15 protein-coding genes are annotated in these 21,267 nt (G+C 40.0%); 9 read left to right on the top strand and 6 right to left on the bottom strand.

Annotation, left to right across the window (positions count from 1 at the left end):
• Window positions 1-641 precede the first annotated feature (641 nt).
• From PVK62_RS10070 to gltB, 3 genes are all read right to left on the bottom strand, one after another.
• Window positions 642-1,073, bottom strand: a complete 432-nt coding sequence (locus PVK62_RS10070) for a DUF1499 domain-containing protein (RefSeq protein WP_443111771.1) — start codon at window positions 1,071-1,073, stop codon at window positions 642-644.
• 113 nt (window positions 1,074-1,186) lie between these two features.
• Window positions 1,187-2,659, bottom strand: a complete 1,473-nt coding sequence (locus PVK62_RS10065; protein ID WP_274444107.1) for a glutamate synthase subunit beta — start codon at window positions 2,657-2,659, stop codon at window positions 1,187-1,189.
• On the bottom strand, window positions 2,659-7,206 hold the full coding sequence (gene gltB / locus PVK62_RS10060; RefSeq protein ID WP_274444108.1) for a glutamate synthase large subunit: 4,548 nt from the start codon (window positions 7,204-7,206) through the stop codon (window positions 2,659-2,661). The genes PVK62_RS10065 and gltB overlap by 1 nt, the downstream gene beginning before the upstream one ends.
• Before the next feature lie 568 nt (window positions 7,207-7,774).
• Here gltB and PVK62_RS10055 point away from each other — a divergent pair.
• Genes PVK62_RS10055 through PVK62_RS10045 form a run of 3 tightly spaced genes read left to right on the top strand, consistent with a single transcriptional unit; the run spans window position 7,775 to window position 11,589 of the window.
• A complete protein-coding gene (locus PVK62_RS10055; RefSeq protein WP_274444109.1) occupies window positions 7,775-8,716 on the top strand; it encodes a TIGR01212 family radical SAM protein in 942 nt (313 codons plus the stop codon).
• A 54-nt stretch (window positions 8,717-8,770) separates the two neighbouring features.
• Window positions 8,771-11,134 carry an aerobic respiration two-component sensor histidine kinase ArcB gene (arcB, locus tag PVK62_RS10050; protein WP_274444110.1) on the top strand — a complete coding sequence of 788 codons (2,364 nt, stop codon included), beginning with the start codon at window positions 8,771-8,773 and terminating at the stop codon, window positions 11,132-11,134.
• Between the two features lie 8 nt (window positions 11,135-11,142).
• Complete coding sequence (locus tag PVK62_RS10045) at window positions 11,143-11,589, top strand: hypothetical protein (RefSeq protein ID WP_274444111.1); 447 nt, start codon at window positions 11,143-11,145, stop codon at window positions 11,587-11,589.
• Between the two features lie 93 nt (window positions 11,590-11,682).
• On the opposite strand, the gene arcA is transcribed toward PVK62_RS10045, so the two are convergent.
• Window positions 11,683-12,402, bottom strand: coding sequence for a two-component system response regulator ArcA (gene arcA, locus PVK62_RS10040; RefSeq protein ID WP_274444112.1), 720 nt, complete (start codon window positions 12,400-12,402; stop codon window positions 11,683-11,685).
• A gap of 446 nt (window positions 12,403-12,848) precedes the next feature.
• Here arcA and PVK62_RS10035 point away from each other — a divergent pair, with 446 nt between their 5' ends.
• The 4 genes from PVK62_RS10035 to thrC all read left to right on the top strand — a co-directional run bounded on the left by PVK62_RS10035 (window position 12,849) and on the right by thrC (window position 18,428).
• Window positions 12,849-13,325 (top strand): putative 4-hydroxy-4-methyl-2-oxoglutarate aldolase, encoded by a 477-nt coding sequence (locus PVK62_RS10035; RefSeq protein WP_274444113.1) that lies wholly within the window; start codon window positions 12,849-12,851, stop codon window positions 13,323-13,325.
• 404 nt (window positions 13,326-13,729) lie between these two features.
• The gene (gene thrA, locus PVK62_RS10030) at window positions 13,730-16,189 is read left to right on the top strand and encodes a bifunctional aspartate kinase/homoserine dehydrogenase I (protein ID WP_274444114.1); all 2,460 of its coding nucleotides are present in this window, start codon (window positions 13,730-13,732) and stop codon (window positions 16,187-16,189) included.
• A gap of 2 nt (window positions 16,190-16,191) precedes the next feature.
• Window positions 16,192-17,148, top strand: a complete 957-nt coding sequence (gene thrB, locus PVK62_RS10025) for a homoserine kinase (protein WP_274444115.1) — start codon at window positions 16,192-16,194, stop codon at window positions 17,146-17,148.
• Complete coding sequence (gene thrC, locus PVK62_RS10020) at window positions 17,145-18,428, top strand: threonine synthase (RefSeq protein WP_274444116.1); 1,284 nt, start codon at window positions 17,145-17,147, stop codon at window positions 18,426-18,428. The genes thrB and thrC overlap by 4 nt, the downstream gene beginning before the upstream one ends.
• A 176-nt stretch (window positions 18,429-18,604) precedes the next feature.
• Here the strand turns inward: thrC and grcA are convergent, their stop codons facing one another.
• Window positions 18,605-18,982, bottom strand: a complete 378-nt coding sequence (gene grcA, locus PVK62_RS10015) for an autonomous glycyl radical cofactor GrcA (RefSeq protein WP_060991789.1) — start codon at window positions 18,980-18,982, stop codon at window positions 18,605-18,607.
• Between the two features lie 363 nt (window positions 18,983-19,345).
• Between grcA and nfo the strand changes: the two genes are divergently transcribed.
• Together nfo and ung are read left to right on the top strand one after the other, a co-directional pair.
• A complete protein-coding gene (gene nfo, locus PVK62_RS10010; protein ID WP_274444117.1) occupies window positions 19,346-20,194 on the top strand; it encodes a deoxyribonuclease IV in 849 nt (282 codons plus the stop codon).
• On the top strand, window positions 20,194-20,859 hold the full coding sequence (gene ung / locus PVK62_RS10005) for a uracil-DNA glycosylase (RefSeq protein WP_274444118.1): 666 nt from the start codon (window positions 20,194-20,196) through the stop codon (window positions 20,857-20,859). The genes nfo and ung overlap by 1 nt, the downstream gene beginning before the upstream one ends.
• A 106-nt stretch (window positions 20,860-20,965) precedes the next feature.
• Here the strand turns inward: ung and PVK62_RS10000 are convergent, their stop codons facing one another.
• The gene (locus PVK62_RS10000) at window positions 20,966-21,142 is read right to left on the bottom strand and encodes a DUF3545 family protein (RefSeq protein WP_274444119.1); all 177 of its coding nucleotides are present in this window, start codon (window positions 21,140-21,142) and stop codon (window positions 20,966-20,968) included.
• Window positions 21,143-21,267: the final 125 nt, after the last annotated feature.

The following is a 21,267-nucleotide window of genomic DNA, read 5'->3' as shown; positions in this document are numbered from 1 at the left end:
CTAAAAGTAAAATGATGCAGACTAGACACCGCGGAGTGGCAGTTCAGTTGGTTAGGCTTTCTATTGGAGAGCTTAGCGGCCAGTCACGCCGGGGGACGTGTCGCTTTCAAGGTTGATAGAAAGTCCCGTTAACGTAGCCACTATTTAAAAAAAGCCCTAATCGAAAGATTAGGGCTTTTTTACGTCTGTATAAAAGTAAAATGATGCAGACTAAACACTGCGAAGTGGCAGTTCAGTTGGTTAGGCTTTCTATTGGAGAGCTTAGCGGCCAGTCACGCCGGAGGACGTGTCGCTTTCAAGGTTGATAGAAAGTCCCGTCCACTCCGCCACTATTTAAAAAAGCCCTAATCGAAAGATTAGGGCTTTTTTACGTCTGTCTAAAAGAAAAATGATGCAGATTAGACACCGCGGAGTGGCAGTTCAGTTGGTTAGGCTTTCTATTGGAGAGCTTAGCGGCCAGTCACGCCGGGGGACGTGTCGCTTTCAAGGTTGATAGAAAGTCCCGTTAACGTAACCACTATTTAAAAAAAGCCCTAATCGAAAGATTAGGGCTTTTTTACGTCTGTCTACAAGTAAAATGATGCAGAATAGACACTGCGAAATGGCAGTTCAGTTGGTTAGGCTTTTTATGACTGGTCTTTTTATTGAGAAATTATCTCTTTCTCTAGTAGCATTGTTCTTAATTTTTCTACACGCTTCCTATTTACACCAAAGTCAGAGTGTCCAGTACGAGACTCAGAACGAACAATAAGATTGCTCCCTTCTATTCTAAGCTCTAAATCATCAACAAAGCGAAAAACAGTGCTTGTCGATTCTATTCTGGCGTAGTTTTCGCTCATCACTGCAATCTTTGCACCTTTAAGCTGCTCGGCTATTTGAGCGATAGACTCTATTTTTGTATCGGAGTTATTTAGAGTGAAAGGGGAAGCGCTGAAATCCGTTCTAGTTTCTAATGTCGAGATGCAGTTAGGTTTATCAGCACACATCATTTTTGATTTATCAGGCATATTATCGACTCCTTTACTGCAGGCGGTAAGTGTTAGCAATATTGAAAATATGGTGAGTATTTTTATCATAGGTAAGTTCATTATTTTGAATAGGCGTTGTCAGTATAGAATAAAAAAGGCCAACATCGAAATGTTGGCCAAAGGTTTGGAAGGAAACCTGAATTAATCTATTTCAAAAACTATGATGCTGATAGCATTAGCGAATCCGCTTTTGCTTCTAGATTCGAGTTACCCATAAGGTAAGCATCAATTTCTCTAGAACATTCACGGCCTTCATTAATACAACGTACAATCAGGGATTGACCTGTACGCATATCACCAGCAGCAAATACACCTTTTTGATTGGTTGCATAGCCATTTGTTGCTACGTTACCACGGTCATCCAGTTTAATATCTAGTTGAGCTAATACACCTGTAGGTTCAGGATGTAAGAAGCCCATCGCTAAGAATGCTTGATCACAAGGGATCACTCGTTCACTACCCGCGACTTCATCAAATCCTGGACGTTCACCTGGCTTCGCATCTTGCCAAACGATATCAGCAATACGAAGACCTGTGACATTACCAGCATCATCAGAGATAAACTCTTTGGTTAAGATATTCCAATGACGTTCACAGCCTTCTTCGTGAGAAGTTGTTGTTTTCATTATCATTGGGTATTGAGGCCAAGGCATATTTGCAGGGCGTTTCTCTGGTGGGATCGGCATGATCTCAACCTGAGTAATGCTTGCAGCACCATGACGATTCGACGTGCCTACACAGTCAGAACCCGTATCGCCACCGCCAATAACAACAACATGCTTACCTTTAGCATGGATCTCTTTAGTTTTAAGATCCATATTATTAGCACGGCGGTTGTTTTGACCTAAGAATTCCATAGCAAAGTGAACGCCATTAAGTTCACGCCCTGGGATAGGAAGATCTCTTGGTACTGTAGAGCCGCCAGTGAGTAGAACGACATCGAAGTCTTGGCGTAACTGCTGTGCATTAATATCGACACCAATATGAGCATTAACTTCAAACTTGATGCCGGCATCAGCCATTAAGTTGATTTTACGATCAATGATGTCCATGCCTAACTTAAAGTCAGGAATACCAAAGCGCAGTAGACCACCAACTTTTTCATCTCGCTCATAAACAGTGACAGAGTGGCCTGCACTGTTTAATTGTTCAGCCGCGGCTAAACCTGCAGGACCGGAACCGATAATAGCGACAGTTTTTCCTGTTCGAGAACGAGGTTTTTTAGGTTGCGCGTACCCTTCACGGTACGCGGTTTCTACAATTGTTTTTTCGATATTACAGATGGTGATTGGGTCTTGATTAATACCAAGAACACAAGCACTCTCACAAGGAGCAGGGCACACTCGACCTGTAAACTCTGGGAAGTTATTGGTTGAGCTTAAGATCTTCCAGGCTTCTTCCCAGCTATCACGATATACCGCATCATTAAACTCAGGAATGATGTTACCAATAGGGCAACCGTTATGACAAAACGGAACACCGCAATCCATACAACGTGATGCTTGTGTACCAATCTTATCGCCAAATTCTTCGTTTAAAACAAATTCTTTATTGTCTTGAATTCGAACTATTGGGGCGAGTTTCTTTGGTAGCTCACGACCATGTTCTAAAAATCCAGTAGGCTTACCCATTATACTGCCTCCACTTCTTCCGTTTGTGCCTGTTGTGCTTCAGCTTTACGCTTTTGAAGAACCGCTTTGTAATCACGCGGCATCACTTTAGCCAGAGTGGTCAAGTTTGCTTCAAAGTTATCTAGGAAAGACTGAGCAACTTCACTTCCTGTGAATTCAACATGCTTAGTTAGCATTTCTAATAGAAGATCTTTATCTTCTTGTTCTATAGGGTCTAGGTCAACAAGTTCAGGGTTTAGTTTGCTTTCGAAATCACCAGACTTATCCCAAACATAGGCAACACCACCGCTCATTCCTGCCGCAAAGTTACGACCGGTAGAGCCAAGGATTAGTGCAACACCGCCAGTCATGTATTCACAACCGTGGTCACCAACGCCTTCTACAACGACTTTTGCGCCTGAGTTACGTACACAGAAACGCTCACCAGCCATACCACGAATATAAGATTCACCAGAAGTCGCACCGTAGAAACAAACGTTACCTACAACAATGTTATCTTCAGCGACAATCGTTGATTTTAGGTTTGGATAAAGTACTAGCGTACCGCCAGATAAGCCTTTACCCCAATAATCATTCGCATCGCCTTCGACTTCAAATTTCACGCCTTTGGCAAGGAAAGCACCTAGACTTTGACCCGCAGAACCGTTGAACTTCACGTTCATTGGTTGCGGCAAGCCTTGGTCTTTATAGACTTTTGAAATCTCATTCGACAGCATAGTACCGACACTTCGGTCAGTATTTAGGATATCGAATTCAGCAGTAACGGCTTCACCTTTTTCAAGTGCAGGAGTAGCGACTTGAATAAGTTTACGATCCAATACGTCTTCTAGATTATGCTGCTGTTTAATTTGGTTATAGATACCATCTTCAGCACGAGGTTGTTCAACGTGTAGTACTGGTGATAAGTCTAAGTTTTTGTATTTCCAGTGGCCGATATCATCACGAACTTTCAGTTTATGAGATTGACCAACCATTTCATCAATAGAGCGGAAACCAAGTTCTGCCATTACTTCACGTAGACCTTCAGCCATATACTGGAAGAAAGTAACTACATCTTCTACGCGACCGTCAAAGCGTTCACGAAGTGTTTTGTTTTGTGTTGCGATACCAACAGGACAAGTATTCTTATGACACTTACGCATCATGATACAGCCTTCAACAACAAGAGCTGCTGTTGCAACGCCCCATTCTTCAGCACCAAGAAGTGTTGCTACAGCAAGATCTCGAGGTGTTTTCATTTGGCCATCAGACTGAACAACGATACGGTTACGTAACCCATTTTTCAGTAGTGTTTGGTGTGTCTCAGCCAGACCTAGTTCCCACGGAAGACCAGTATGACGGATAGAAGACATTGGGGATGCACCCGTACCACCATCAAAACCTGCGATAAGAACCACATCTGCTTTTGCTTTGGCTACACCAGAGGCGATAGTACCAACCCCCGCTTCAGATACTAACTTAACGTTAACGCGGCCTTTACGGTTGGCGTTTTTCAGATCGTAAATAAGCTGTGCTAAATCTTCGATAGAGTAAATATCATGATGTGGTGGTGGTGAAATCAGACCAACTCCAGGAGTTGAGTGACGTGTTGCACCGATCCAATCATCGACTTTATCACCCGGTAGCTGACCACCTTCGCCAGGTTTCGCCCCTTGAGCCATCTTAATTTGTAGCTCATCAGCGTTAGTTAGATAGTAAGACGTAACACCAAAACGACCAGAAGCCACTTGTTTAATTGCTGAACGTTCCCAGTCACCATTATCTTTTTTCTCAAAACGAATCGGGTCTTCACCACCTTCACCTGAGTTAGATTTAGCGCCGATACGGTTCATTGCAACAGCAAGTGTTGAGTGAGCTTCGTGTGAGATAGAACCAAACGACATTGCACCAGTCGCAAAACGTTTTAGGATTTTCTCAATAGGCTCTACTTCTTCTAAAGGAATCGATCCTGCTGGATTTTTGATGAAATCTAATTGGCTACGCAGTGTTGCTGCATTATCACCTTGGTCATCAACCGCTTTCGCGTATTTCTTAAATTGACCGTAATCTTTATTACGAGTTGACTCTTGCAGTAGAGAAATTGTTTCAGGGTTAAACAGGTGCTTCTCACCACGTTGTTTCCACTGATATACACCACCCACATCAAGTACTTGAACTGGGATCTCACGAGTTGGATAGCCAACACGGTGACGGATTAGCACTTCTTTTGCGATATCATCAATCGTTAGACCTTGGATACGAGAAACGGTCCCAGTGAAGTATTTATCAACCACTGATTTACTGATACCAAGCGCTTCAAAGATTTGAGCGCCATGGTATGACTGCAGTGTTGAAATACCCATCTTAGAGAAGATCTTAAGCAGTCCGCCGTTAACCCCTTTACGGTAGTTATCAAACAATACTTTTGGATGTACTGTTGGGTCTAGCTTCTTAACTCGTTGAAGCTCAACAATTGTTTCTATTACTAAATATGGGTTAACTGCGTTTGCGCCGTAACCAACCAATGTAGCAAAGTGATGCGTTTCACGAGCATCGCCCGTTTCAATTACGATGTCACACTTAGCACGTAACCCTTTACGAATTAGGTGGTGATGAACCGCACCAACAGCAAGCATTGCTGGAATTGCTGCATGGTTTGAGTTTACTGCGCGGTCTGTTAGTAGAATGATAGAGTAACCATCAACGACGGCATCTTCTGCATACTGACAGATTCGTTTCAGTGCACGCTCAAGTTTACCTGCATCTTCATTAGCTTGGAAAACGATATCCAGTGTTTTTGCTTGTAGATGTTCGTTATCAATAGCACGCAGTTTTTCTAGCTCAGAATTTGAAAGAACCGGTGATTCAAGCTCAACCTTCTGACAGTGCTCAGGCGTTTCAGTAAGTAAGTTTTGGTCTTTACCTAAGTAGGTGTTTAGCGACATAACCATACGCTCACGGATCGGGTCGATCGGTGGGTTAGTTACTTGGGCAAACAACTGCTTAAAATAGTTAGATAAATGCTGAGATTGATGAGAAAGGATCGCTAGTGGCCAATCGGCACCCATAGCAGTTAATGGCTCATAAGCCGTCTTCGCTAATGGTAGGATGATCTCATTCACTTCTTCAGAGGTAACACCAAACGCTTGTTGACGGTTAAGTAGCCGTTCAGGAGAAGGTTGGCTGTATTGGTTTGTTGCTTCAGGCAGCTTATTTAAGTTTAGGAGATTCTCTTCAACCCATTTTTCATAAGGTTGTGATTTCGCAATACTATCTTTTACTTCCTCATCAGAAATAATACGACCTTGTTCTAAATCAGCAACAAAGATACGACCTGGTTGTAGGCGACCACGGAACTCAATGTTTTCTGGTGCTATTTTTACAACGCCAGATTCTGATGCCATTACAAGGAAATCATCTTTAGTCACAGTATAACGAGAAGGACGAAGACCGTTACGGTCAAGTGTTGCACCTACTTGAACACCATCAGTGAAACAAACAGACGCAGGACCATCCCAAGGTTCCATTACATTGGCGTGGTATTGATAGAACGCGCGACGGGTAGGATCCATGTTTTTATTTTCTTGCCACGCTTCAGGGATCATCATCATTAATGCGTGTGGCAAGCTACGGCCAGAAAGAACCAGCAGTTCTAACGCCATATCGAAGTTTGATGAATCTGAGCTGCCTTCCTGACAAATAGGAAGTAGCATATCCATTTCTTGTTGGCTAAAGAGATCGGATTCGATGATAGCTTCACGTGCTTTCATCCAGTTTAAATTACCACGAACAGTGTTGATCTCACCATTATGAGCAATGTAACGGAATGGTTGAGCTAGACGCCAGCGAGGGAAGGTATTCGTCGAGAAACGAGAGTGAACTAGCGCTAATGCCGTTACCATCGTTGGATTTTGTAAATCTAGGAAGTACTGTGGAACTTGCTCAGTCGTTAATTGGCCTTTATAAACAAGTGTTTTGTACGATAGAGAGTTGATGTAGAAATCATCACCAATATTAGAAATACTTTCTAAGCACACTCGAACGGTGTAATTACGTAGAACATACAATTTACGCTCAAGCTCTTCTGGGGTCATTGATGGACCACCAGAAATAAATACGTGTTCAAATTGAGGCTCTGTACTTAGGGGATCGTCACCTAGCATAGAGTTATCTACAGGGAGAGCACGATAGCCAATGATTTCCAAATCAAGACGTTGAGCATTACGCTCTAAAATATCTCTACATTGTTGACGTTTGTATTCATCTTTAGGGAATAAGACAACGCCAACACCGTATTTCTCAAAAGATGGCAGTTTAATACCAAGTTTTACGGCTTCTTCTAATAAAAATTCATGAGGTTTTTGTAACAGAATACCCGCGCCGTCACCACTGCATGGATCACAGCCTTGACCACCACGGTGTTCCATACGAGCAAGCATATCAAGTGCTTGAGTAACCACATCATGAGATTTACGGTTTTTGAGGTGAGCGACAAAACCGATACCACACGCATCATGCTCCAACTCGGGAGTATACATGCCTTGTGTATTCTGCTCTCTATCTACCATAGATACATCCTTCCAGTATTATGCAGACACAACTTCTCTACGTAAGTTTCTGTCTAGTCCTTTGCTAAATTTTAATCGAACTTGCTGTGAGTTAGTCTCAAGAAGTAGCAAGTTTGAATCCATTCTGGTGTTTGCTGGCATCACTTAATATGACGTGCAAACGAACCCAATCCATTGTGATATCTATCAAATACATTTTATCCATTGTATTTGTTGTTTGAGAGTAGATACCACTATCGAAAAGCCACAACATTCGTGTTGGTGGCAAATTAAACTATTTTACGATGTAACTATCCTACATTTTTGTCATATTAAATACCAACGAAAGTTGCACGTAATTTTCACTTTTTTTATTTAAAATGAATAAGTATTTATAATAATACGGCTTTTTTCGCGTTTAATTGCCACTTTATGCGTCTTTTATTGATATAAATTACAATTGCGAGTGACGATTTTCGCTATTATTTACGGTCTTTTTTTACAAACGAGTTAGCAACTTTCACAAATAGAATTGAGACTTCTTTTTATTTGTGAAGTAAGTACTTGATTTATTTAATTGGTTATCGCGATGCAACTTCATGAACTAGCAAATACCTTTGGGCAGGATTTACAACGCCGTTATGGTGAAAAAGTACATAAGCTTACTCTTCATGGTGGATTTAGTTGTCCAAACAGGGATGGAACGATAGGAAAAGGAGGCTGTACTTTTTGCAATGTAGCCTCATTTTCTGATGAACAAGAGCAGTTCAAATCGATTCATGATCAGTTGGTAGATAGAGCTGGAGAAGTGCAGCGTGCTAAAAAGTATCTTGCTTATTTTCAGGCTTATACTAATACCTTTGCTGAAGTCCAAGTTCTTAAAAATATGTACGAAGAAGCGCTTAAATCTGCAAATATTGTTGGTCTATGCGTTGGAACTCGTCCTGATTGTGTGCCTGATGCCGTATTAGACCTATTGAAGGGTTATGTTGATGATGGCTACGAAGTTTGGCTAGAGCTTGGGTTGCAAACGGCCAATGATAAAACCCTAAAGCGTATCAATCGAGGTCATGACTTTGCTTGTTATGATGCGATTACTCGTAAAGCAAGAGCGCTTGGGATTAAGGTGTGTACTCACTTAATTATTGGTTTACCCGGCGATACCCAGGAAGACTACCGCACTACATTAGCTAAAGTACTTGAAACAGGAACGGATGGACTTAAATTACATCCTTTACATATTGTTGAAGGCAGTACCATGGCCAAAGCGTGGCGAGCGGGAAAAATAGAAGCGCCAGAGATGGATGATTATGTCGATGTTGCTTGTGAGTTAATCAGATTAACCCCACCAGAGATTGTGTATCATCGAGTGTCAGCAACAGCACGACGACCTACTTTACTTTCGCCATTGTGGTGTGAGCCTCGCTGGTTAGGGTTAACTAACGTAGGTATGGCCCTTAATAAAAAAGGGGCGCAAGGTTCTCTGATAAACCAACCCTTCAAATATACAACGCCAATATTGAAAAAATAACTCAAATAGAACTAACCCTGATATTATTTAGTTGAATACTATCAGGGTGTGTTTATGAAGCAGTTAAAAATTCTCGCGCAATTTTATGTCGATCTCATGGTGAGACTTGGCATCATTCGTTTTAGTCTCCTACTTGCCATTGCTTTAGTTGCATTGGCCGTTATCGTTCAAGTTGGCGTTACGCTTGTATTAAGTGGTGAAGTTAATGATTTGGATATTGTTCGTTCGGTGTTTTTTGGGTTATTAATTACGCCATGGGCTGTCTTTTTCTTATCCGTCGTCGTTGAACATTTAGAAGACTCTCGTCAAAGACTTTCTAAATTAGTCAGTAAGATGGAAGAGATGCGCACTCGTGATTTAGAGTTAAATAAAAAATTACAAGGCAACATAAAGAAACTAAATCAAGAAATTGAAGAGCGTGAAAAAGCAGAAGATGCTCGACAAGAAGCGATGGAAGATCTTGAAAATGAAGTCTTTCAACGAGAAAAAGCGCAATTAGAATTAGCAGAGCAAACCGCATTACTTAGATCTTACTTAGATACCTCACCAGACATTATCTATTACCGAAATGACCTTGGTCTTTTTTCTGGCTGTAATAAAGCGATGGAAGAGCTGACGGGTAAAACAGAAAAAGAATTAATTGGTTTGTCTCCTAAAGACGTTTATAACGCAGAGGTTGCAGCAAAAGTTATTGATACCGATAGACAGGTACTGCAAGATAATAAACCATTAACTTATGAACAATGGCTAGATTACCCTGATGGGCGAAAAGCATGTTATGAGCTCAGTAAGATCCCATTCTATAGTAAGTCAGGGCGTCATCTTGGTTTGGTTGGTTTTGGACGAGACATTACCGAGCGTAAAGAATATGAAGAGGCATTACAAAAAGCCAGTCGTGATAAAACCACCTTCATTTCTACCATAAGCCATGAGTTACGCACGCCACTAAATGGCATTGTTGGTTTAAGCCGTATGTTGTTAGATACCCGCCTTGATGATGAACAACATAACTACATGAGAACCATTAATGTCAGTGCGATCACGCTTGGTAATATCTTTAACGATATTATCGATATGGATAAGTTTGATCGTCGTAAATTAGAATTACTTCCAAAACCTCTTGATTTTATAAGCTTTGTTACTGAGATGGAAAACATTTCAGGTTTGATGGCTGAGCAGAAAGGATTGCGCTTTGATCTTGAGCGATTAACCGACTTACCGGCAAATATTAGTGTTGATAGTACACGTTTGCGGCAGGTACTTTGGAATCTAGTTGGTAATGCCACTAAATTTACCAAAGAAGGCAGTGTTGTAATGTCGGTTGGTGCTGAAATTTATTCAGACAGTGCTGAGATTACTTTTGAAGTTGAAGATACAGGGATCGGGATCCCTGAATCAGAATTAGATAATGTTTTCGCCATGTATTATCAAGTTAAGCAAGGCAAAGATAATCTGCATGCCGTCGGAACAGGGATTGGCTTAGCGGTATCTAAAGAGCTTATAAATCTTATGGATGGAGACATTACCGTAAACAGTGAACTAGGCTTTGGCAGTACATTTACAGTAACCATTAATGTGCCATTAGTTGATTCTGTAGAAGAAGAAGAGGCGATGCCAGAAAAGAAAAGTGCTAAGTCATTACGGATCTTCATGTTGGAAGATATTGAGCTGAATGTGACAGTTGCTCGCTCGCTACTTGAAAGCCTTGGCCACACTGTTGATGTAGCCATGTGCGGTGAAGACGCTCTTAATCAATTTGAGCCAACTAATTATGATTTAGCTTTGCTTGATATTCAATTACCAGATATGACAGGGTTTGATGTTGCTCAGGCATTGAGAGATAAGTTCGATGAGTTACCGCCACTCGTCGCATTAACGGCTAACCTATTAAAAGAGAAAGATGAATACTTTGAAAAGGGCATGGATGAGGCGATAAGCAAACCTCTTAGTGTGAAAGCATTAACTGAGGTGCTTGAGTTATTTTCTATGTCAGATAAAAAAACGGTTCAACAGAAATTACAACAGCCAGTAAAAACGGCGGAACAATTAGAGAATGAGCAGCTGATTGAGCGTTTATTGGATATAGAGATGCTAGAGTCATACATTGATATTGTAGGAACTAAACCTGTTTATGCCAGTATAGAAATGTTTGAAAAAAGCATGAAAGAATACATTCAAATTCTAGATACAAATATGACAGCAAGAGATCAAGACGGTATTGTGTTTGAAACACATAAAATGAAAGGGGCAGCTGGCTCTATTGGATTGAAGCATATTCAACAAGTCGCTCAAAAAGCACAATCGCCAGATTTACCTGCATGGTGGGAAAACATTGATGATTGGGTTGAAGAAATTAAAAATGAATATGAAAATGATATTCAAATATTAAAAAACTGGCTAGAGCTGCAAGATAAATAAGGAATATTATGAGAAGGGTACTATTAGCTTCTGTAATGATGGTTGCGTTATCAGGCTGCCAAATGACATCTCAGTCACAAGCTGATTGGAAGCAGGATAATAAAATTGAAGTAATGAATGCTCAAATCCAGCTTAATTCAGCGATATGGGTTGATCAGATGCCTACCATTGGTGAAGAAAGAGATGAGAGTAAAGTCAATTTTGCTCTGACGTTAACATCAGAACAGGTAATCGCTCCAGAGCTAGTGATTGATAAAGTGATTATTCGCCAAGGTGAGAACTCATGGCCGTTAACAGAAGATGAATTTGAAGTTCGAGTGCATGATAACCATACATGGGAAATTGCAGGACAATCCTTCTACGATATAGATGCTGCACAAGCAGTTGATATCGCAATTGAAGCAAATAATGAGTGGATTGTTGAAACTGACGTTCAGATCGACACGGTTTATTAGTCAACCTCAACTAGAAGTTAGTCGCTTTATATAAACTAAAAATGCCCAGCTATTACTAGCTGGGCATTTTTTATTGGATAAATTAAAAGAGGCCTATAGCTCTTCTAAATCACCACAAAAACGGTAGCCTTCACCGTGAATCGTAGCAATGATCTCTGGAGTATCAGTTACTGATTCAAAGTGCTTGCGGATACGACGAATTGTCACATCAACCGTACGATCGTGTGGCTTAAGCTCACGACCTGTCATTTTTTTCAGAAGATCTGCACGAGTCTGGATCTTGCCTGGGTTTTCACAGAAGTGAAGAAGCGCACGGAACTCTGAACGAGGAAGCTTATAGCTTTCACCGCTTGGGCTTACAAGAGAACGGCTATTGATTTCAACTGTCCAACCATTGAACGTATAGCGCTCAACCGTTTTCTTATCTTCAACGGTTGTGCTTTGGTTCATTGAGCGAGTTAATAAGTTACGCGCACGAATAGTTAATTCGCGAGGGTTAAACGGCTTAGTGATGTAATCATCAGCGCCAATTTCTAGACCTAAAATCTTATCAACTTCATTGTCTCGACCTGTTAGGAACATTAGAGCCATATCGCCACGCTCACGAAGTTCACGAGCAAGAAGAAGGCCATTTTTACCTGGTAGGTTGATATCCATAATCACAAGGTTAAGTTGTTGCTCAGAAAGCACACTGTGCATCTCTTCGCCGTCACTCGCTTCAAAAACATTATAGCCTTCGGCTTCAAAAATGCTTTTTAGTGTATTACGAGTTACGTGTTCATCTTCAACGATTAGGATCTGAGGGGTTTGCATGGGCGGTACCTAACTAACTGATTAAAGTCAAAAGTAGAATTAAGGGTGTTAATTCTATAATAAAAAATTTACAAAATAGGAATAGATTCTTCAATACTCAACTAAAATGTTAAGAGAAGAATAGAATCCTAAACGGTACGCCATCCTTGGTGGTTGTTATTGAATATATACTCAATAACATGATAAAGCTCTAATTTCGTGAGCTACTCGCTGAAACTCCATTAGAAAGGGGATTTTAATCCCTTAACACCACTCTAACAATAAGCGGTTTTTATTTCCATACATTTTATTGATTTAGGTCAATAGTAATCGATATCAATACCGTGTAGCAATAAATATAGAGACATATTCATGTTAGCTTTGTAAATAATCATGCTAATAATCGCAAGGTATTTTAACGAATGTTGTTATTGTAGAGTCAGTTTTACAAACAAGGAGAAAATAAAATGGATTTATTACCCGATATTTGTGACCAATTTGAAGATAAAGTACAGCTCATTGATGTTGAGTTTAAAAATTATGGTGGAAAAGTGTGCTTTTATGGTGAAATTGTAACGGTACGTTGCTACCAAGATAATTCGTTAGTGAGAGAAGTACTACAAACCAACGGCAAAGGCAAAGTATTAGTGATTGACGGCAATGGTTCTTGCCAGAAAGCGTTATTAGGTGATCAAGTTGCAACACTTGCGGTCAATAACCAATGGGAAGGAGTCATCGTTTATGGTGCGGTACGCGATGTTGGTGCTATACAGAATATGCGATTAGGATTAAAGGCGTTAAGTACCTCCCCTTTTAAAACAGAGAAAAGAGGGGCAGGAGAGCAGCAGGTGTCTGTCACCATTAATACACAGATCATCTCTCCCGGCGATTATATTTATGCCGATCTCAATGGCGTTTTGATGAGTAAAGAATTACTGATTTAACGGTAAATATTAAAATTATAAAATCTTATTTTATAGATGAGACTCAATGACTTGAGGCGATATATTCTTTTTTTGTTAAAATAATGAATAATTTTTTCATTGACTTGTAAGAGGAAAGTAAGGTAATTATTGTATATCGCAATCATTTATTTTAGAGTTTTTATTATATGTTTACTATCAGCTCAATGATTATCACCACAACAATTACCGGCACCATGGTTGCTGGGGTGGGCTGATACGCGTAAGTATTTTAAAAAAGCCCGCCCTGATTAATCAGAGCGGGCTTTTTTTTTGCAATTTAGTTACTAATTTTTAACTGTATTCTTTCATTCTTTACCGAAATGGTTATTATGCTAAGAGCAGTAAGGATACTGCAGTAACACTCGTTTTTAGGGAGGATAGAAATGCGAGTATTAAAGTTTGGTGGTTCGTCATTAGCCGATGCAGATCGTTTTTTACGTGCCGCAGATATCATTGCCAATAATGCACAGCAGCAAGACGTTTCAGTTGTTTTATCGGCACCAGGAAAAGTAACCAATAAATTAGTCTCAGTGGTGGATAACGTTCTTACCAATGGGGAAGCTGAATTACAGATTTTAGAACTGGAATCTGCTTTTGTTCAGTTATTTAATGGAATTGCTACCGCTTTTCCACAAGTTGATCTTAAAACGCTTGAAAATAAGCTAAAAGATTCGCTTTCTCAACTTCGTCAGTATGTTCATGGCATCACCCTGTTAGGTATGTGTCCTGATAACGTATATGCAAAAATCATCAGTAAAGGTGAACGCATATCCATCGTTACGATGAAAGCCGTTCTTGAGGCTAAAGGCCAGCCGGCAAGTCTGATTGACCCTGTTAAATATCTCTATGCTCGCGGTGACTTCCTTGAAGGTGCTGTTGATGTTGATATCTCAACGCTCAACTTTAAAAACGAACCTTTACCTTCTGGGCATGTAAACATTATGCCGGGTTTTACTGCGGGTAATGCTAAGGGTGAGCTGGTGACATTAGGCCGTAATGGTTCTGATTATTCAGCAGCGGTACTTGCGGCTTGCCTTCGTGCTGAATGTTGTGAGATTTGGACTGACGTTGATGGTGTGTATAATTGTGACCCTCGATTAGTTGATGATGCACGTTTATTAAAATCATTAAGCTATCAAGAAGCCATGGAACTCTCTTATTTTGGCGCCTCTGTTCTACATCCAAAAACCATCGCACCTATCGCGCAATTCCATATCCCTTGTTTAATTAAAAACAGCTTTAACCCTCAAGGCCCTGGTACTTTAATTGGACAGGATACAGGCGAAGATAATCTTGCCATTAAAGGAATCACAACACTAAATAACTTAACAATGGTTAATGTTAGCGGTCCGGGCATGAAGGGCATGGTTGGGATGGCAAGCCGTGTATTTGGTGCAATGTCTACTTCTGGTATCTCTATTGTTCTTATTACGCAGTCCTCTTCAGAGTACAGCATTAGTTTCTGTATTGAAGCTGAAGACAAAGCTCAAGCAGAGCAAGTTTTAAGAGAGGCATTTGAACTTGAATTAAAAGATGGCTTATTAGAGCCGGTAGAGTTCACTGATAACGTAGCAATTGTGACCTTAGTTGGTGACGGTATGCGTACATCTAAAGGTGTGGCATCTCAATTCTTTACTTCATTGACAGAAGTAAACGTTAATATTATTGCCATTGCACAAGGTTCATCTGAGCGTGCAATTTCAGCTGTTATTCCAGAAGATAAAATTTCAGAATCAATCAAAGCGTGTCATGAAAACTTATTTAACAGTAAGCACTTCTTAGATGTATTTGTGGTTGGTGTCGGTGGTGTTGGTGGTGAGCTAGTTGATCAAATTCAACGTCAGCAACCAAAACTTGCAGAGAAAGGCATTGAAATCCGTGTTTGCGGTTTAGCAAATAGCCGTGGTTTATTGCTGGATAGTAAAGGCATTCCGCTAGATACTTGGCGTGATCGTATGAGTAATACGTCAGAAGAATTTAGTTTAGCTCGACTGATTGCTTTGGTGCAACGCAACCATATTATTAATCCTGTGATTATTGATTGTACGTCAGATCATGGCATTGCTGCTCAATATGTCGATTTCTTATCTGCGGGTTTCCATGTAATTACTCCAAACAAGAAAGCCAATACAGATTCAATGGCGTATTACCATCAGTTACGTAATGCTGCTCGTAGTACTCGTCGTAAGTTTATGTATGAGACAACAGTAGGCGCAGGTCTACCAGTAATTGAAAATCTTCAGAATTTGATTGCTGCTGGTGATGAACTGGTGAAGTTTAATGGTATTTTATCTGGTTCTTTATCATATATTTTCGGTAAGTTAGATGAAGGTATGTCATTAAGTGATGCGACTAATGTTGCGAAACAAAATGGCTTTACTGAGCCAGATCCTCGCGATGATCTTTCTGGTATGGATGTCGCTCGTAAGCTGCTTATTCTTGCTCGTGAATCTGGTCTTGAAATTGAACTAGATGATGTTGAAGTTGAACAAGCTCTACCACCAGGTTTTGATGATTCGGGGACTGTTGATGAATTTATGGCTCGGCTTCCTGAAGCGGATGCTTATTTTGCACAAGAATCTGCAAAAGCAGCAGCAGAGGGGAAGGTACTGCGTTATGTCGGTGAGATCCTAGAAGGAAAATGTAAGGTTCGTATCGCGGCTGTTGATGGCGATGATCCTATGTTTAAAATCAAAGATGGTGAAAATGCCCTAGCTTTCTATAGTCGTTACTATCAACCGATTCCATTGGTACTACGTGGTTACGGTGCCGGTACTGAAGTAACTGCGGCTGGCGTATTCTCGGACTTAATGCGTACCCTTGGTTGGAAATTAGGAGTATAAAAATGAGTGTGGTTGTTTATGCTCCAGCATCAATTGGTAATGTAAGTGTTGGCTTTGATGTATTAGGTGCCGCAGTTTCTCCTATTGATGGCACATTACTGGGTGATCGTGTTTTAGTTGAATTAGGAACAGAAGCTTTCACCTTAGCAACGGCGGGTAGCTTTGTAGATAAGTTACCTGAGAACCCAAAAGAAAATATTGTTTATGATTGCTGGCGTGTATTTGCAAGAGAGCTTGTAAAAAAAGGCACTGAACTTAAACCGATTCATATGGTACTTGAAAAGAACATGCCAATTGGCTCCGGACTTGGTTCTAGCGCCTGTTCAATTGTAGCCGCATTAGATGCGTTGAATTTATTTCATGATAAACCATTAACAGACATGGAAGTGTTAGCATTAATGGGTGAGATGGAAGGGCAGATATCAGGTGGTATTCATTATGATAATGTTGCTCCTTGTTATCTTGGTGGTCTGCAATTAATGGTTGAAGAGTTAGGTATTATCAGCCAAGAAGTCCCGTGTTTTGATGAATGGTATTGGGTGATGGCATACCCAGGAATTAAAGTATCAACAGCAGAAGCTCGTGAGATTTTACCTTCTCAATATCGCCGTCAAGATGTGATAGCTCATGGTCGTAATTTAGCAGGCTTTATTCATGCATGTTATTCAAAGCAGCCTGAATTAGCGGCGAAAATGATCAAAGATGTGGTGGCTGAACCCTATCGTGAACGCTTATTACCTAACTTTGCGAAAGCGCGTGAATATGCTGCCTCAGCAGGAGCGCTGACAACGGGGATCTCAGGTTCTGGTCCAACGCTGTTTAGCGTCTGTAAAGATAAAGACGTCGCTGAGCGAGTATCTCGTTGGCTACAAGAAAACTACGTACAAAATGATGAAGGATTTGTCCATGTTTGTTGTTTGGATAAGCAAGGCTCACAAGTAACAGGAAGTAAACTATGAAGCTGTATAACATAAAAGAAAATGATGAACAGGTCTCTTTTGGTCAAGCGGTTCGTCAAGGTTTAGGTCGTAATCAAGGACTGTTTTTTCCATCAGAATTGCCTAAGTTTGATGATGTTGATGCGCTTCTAGCTGAAGATTTTATTCCACGTAGTACTAAGATCTTATCTGCGTTTATTGGTGATGAATTATCACAAGATACAGTGAAAAGCATGGTCGAAAATGCGTTTCAATTCCCTGCACCAATTCATGCAGTAAAAGAGGGGGTTTATGCGCTTGAGCTATTTCATGGTCCGACATTAGCGTTTAAAGATTTTGGTGGTCGTTTTATGGCGCAATCTTTAGCTGCGGTAACAGAAGGCAATGAACAAATTACTATTTTAACAGCGACATCAGGTGATACTGGTGCAGCCGTTGCTCACGCATTCTATGGGATGGATAACATTAACGTTGTTATCCTTTATCCAAAAGGAAAGATCAGCCCGCTGCAAGAGAAGTTATTTTGTACACTAGGTAAGAATATTCATACTGTCGCTGTCGATGGTGACTTTGATGACTGTCAGGCATTAGTTAAACAATCGTTTGATGATGCTGAGCTACGTAAAGAAGTTGGATTGAATTCAGCGAACTCAATCAATATTAGCCGCTTAATGGCGCAAATTTGTTACTACTTTGAAGCCGTGTCTCAGCTGCCAAAAGAAAAACGTAATGAGGTCGTGATCTCTGTACCAAGTGGTAACTTCGGTAATTTAACCGCAGGCCTGTTAGCTAAATCATTAGGCTTACCAGTTAAGCGCTTTATTGCTGCAACTAACGTTAATGATACCGTTCCGCGCTATCTTGAAACAGGTAAGTGGGAGCCAAAAACGACGATCCCAACAATTTCCAATGCAATGGATGTGAGCCAACCAAACAACTGGCCTCGAATCGAAGAGCTATGTCAGCGTTTAGGTTGGGGGCTAGAAACGCTTGGTAAAGGAGCGGTAACGGATGAGCAAAGTGCTGAAACACTAAAAGCGATGCACGCTGAAGGGTATCTATGTGAGCCTCACGGTGCGATTGCTTATCGCATTCTTGAAGAACAGCTTAATGAAGGTGAGACAGGACTTTTCTTATGTACAGCACATCCTGCGAAATTTAAAGAAGTCGTGGATGATATCTTAGGTGGTGATCTGGAATTGCCAGCACCATTAGCGAAACATAATGCAATGGATCTATTATCTGAAGATCTTGATAACGATTTTGATGGATTAAAAGCAGTACTTCGTAAAGTTCAGTAACTAAAAGTATTAATAATATAACTCAAGTAGCACATCATAATTAATTGATGTGCTATTTATGAAAAAGCCTCTTAAATACAGACTAAATAAGTCATTATTTAAGAGGCTTTTAAGTATAAAAAACGGCACTCATGAGCAATGAGTGCCGTTTTTATTGAATTCAATGCACTCTAAAATTATAGAGTTTCAGTGAATGTACGTGCGATAACGTCTTTTTGTTGTTCAGTTGTTAGAGAGTTAAAACGCACAGCATAACCAGAAACACGGATAGTCAATTGTGGGTAGTTCTCTGGGTGCTTAACCGCATCTTCTAATGTATCACGTTGTAGAACGTTCACATTTAGGTGCTGACCACCTTCGATTTTTGGTGCTTTTTCAATGGCAACGTCACGGCTTTCGTATTCGCCTAGTTCATTTGCAGCAATTACTTGGTCAGCTTCAAAGCCTGAAGTTGCAACAACACAACGAGCTTCATTTTTCTCGCTATCTAGTAGCCAGATAGAGTTAAGAAGATCGTCATTTGCAGCTTTAGTAATTTGGATACCTGTGATCATTTTACTTTCTCCTAGTCCACTTTGTGGTTATTTTGTAAATATATTGTGGGTCACATTATATACATGATACCCTTACTTTGTATATTGATATAGGTCAAAAAACCACAAAAAGTGCTAATTATTTCGTCTTATAAACTTTGCTTTAAATCAATAAAGTACCATATAGCTAGCTTGTAGCACGAAAAACACAGTCTACCACTTTGTTGTTACATGTTTATTTTGTGGTAATATTACTACAAAATGGGTGTTTTATGTAATCAGTGAAATGGAAGGAAATCGTTAGGCAAAACAAGAGAACTACTGACAAATAAAGTGTTTACCGCAATAATAGTGTGACGTTAATTTTGAAAGGAAAGTACAGAGATGAAATATATTGGGGCTCACGTATCGGCGGCGGGTGGTGTTGATCAAGCACCTAAACGTGCTTATCAAATTGGAGCTAATGCATTTGCATTATTTACTAAAAACCAACGTCAATGGATAGCAAAACCACTGACAAGAAAAATCATCTCTGATTTTAAGGCAAACTGTAAGCGTTTTGGCTTTTCTAGTGATCAAATTTTACCTCATGATTCTTACTTAATTAATTTAGGTTCTCCAGAAGAAGAGAAGTTAGAGAAATCTCGAGCAGCATTTATTGATGAGATGGAGCGTTGTAATCAACTTGGTCTAACGTTACTTAATTTCCATCCCGGAAGTCATTTAAAGAAAATTTCAGAAGATGAATGTTTAGCCTTGATTGCCGAGTCAATTAATTTGGCGCATCAAGCGGTTCCTGATGTGGTTGCTGTTATTGAGAATACAGCAGGACAAGGCACCAATTTAGGTTGGAAGTTTGAACATTTAGCGCAAATTATCGATCAAGTGGAAGACAAAACACGAGTAGGGATTTGTCTTGATACTTGTCATACTTTTGCTGCGGGTTACGATCTAAGTAGCAAAGAAGCGTGTGAGCATACTTTTGCTGAATTTGAGCGCATTGTTGGTTTTCAATATTTACGTGGCATGCATATTAATGACGCAAAAATTGAATTAGGCAGCCGAGTTGACCGTCATCAGTCGTTAGGCGAAGGGAACATTGGTTGGGATTGCTTTGAGTATATTATGCAAGATGAGCGATTTAATAATATCCCTCTTGTTTTGGAAACCATTGATCCTGAAATTTGGAAAGATGAAATAGCCCAACTCAGAGCATTAAGCGAGAAAAAGTAATGACGACCTGGAATTCAATTTTATCAGCTGAAAAAGAAAAAGCCTATTACCAATCTATGATCGCAAAAATAGAGGCAGAAAGAGCGCTTGGTAAAATAATTTTCCCTGAAGAAAAGGATATTTTTACGGCATTTGATTTAACCGCTTTTGATGATGTGAAAGTAGTGATCCTGGGTCAAGACCCTTACCATGGAGCAGGTCAAGCTCATGGCCTCTCTTTTTCAGTTTTGCCTGAGACTAAAATTCCACCTTCTTTGCGTAATATGTATAAAGAGTTAGCGCAAGATATTGAAGGTTTTGTTATTCCAGAACACGGATATTTAGATAGCTGGGCTAAACAAGGGGTTTTATTGCTCAATACGGTGTTAACTGTAGAAGAAGGAAAGGCCCACTCTCATGCTAAATTAGGTTGGGAGACCTTTACTGACAGTATTATTGAGCAGCTTAATAAGAAAAAAGAAAATATTATCTTCTTACTATGGGGAGCCCATGCCCAAAAGAAAGGGGCCAATATTGATGTTATTCGCCACTCTATTCTAAAAGCGCCACATCCTTCTCCGCTTTCTGCACATCGAGGCTTTTTTGGCTGTAAACATTTCTCACAAGTCAATGAGCTATTAAAGTCGAAAAATTTATCAGAGATCAATTGGACGCCAATCGCATAACTTTTTTGTATAAATTTCGAACTGGTGAGTAAAGTAAGATAAGAGTCTATTTAATAAAAAGGAGAGCATTTAGTCTCTCCTTTTTATTTGTTTTAACGTTAAAAAACTACTTAAAAAAAGCGGCGTCAATGCTGCCTTTAAATGAGGGATCCAGTTCTTTTAGTTCGTGTAACAATTGGCGACGATCTTGAATTTCTTCTATCTCACGCCAAAGGCGCTTTTTTTGTTTTTTTTTGGTTGTTGTTTTTGTAGCTAATAAATCATTTAGTGTGTACCCATCCATAAGCACCTCATTTTATAAATTAGTTAATTATTACAAAGAGTAAAAGTATTTATTTAGCGTGTTATTAAATACCACAGAGTGAGAATTATGACCTTGAAGTGTTTCGCATTTGTTTGTTTTTAATG

It is taken from the genome of Aliivibrio sp. S3MY1, from assembly GCF_028765575.1.
In the GTDB taxonomy this organism is placed as follows: domain Bacteria; phylum Pseudomonadota; class Gammaproteobacteria; order Enterobacterales; family Vibrionaceae; genus Aliivibrio.
The sequence above is the reverse complement of the archived record's forward strand: the minus strand, read 5'-3'. Positions and strand labels throughout refer to the sequence as shown.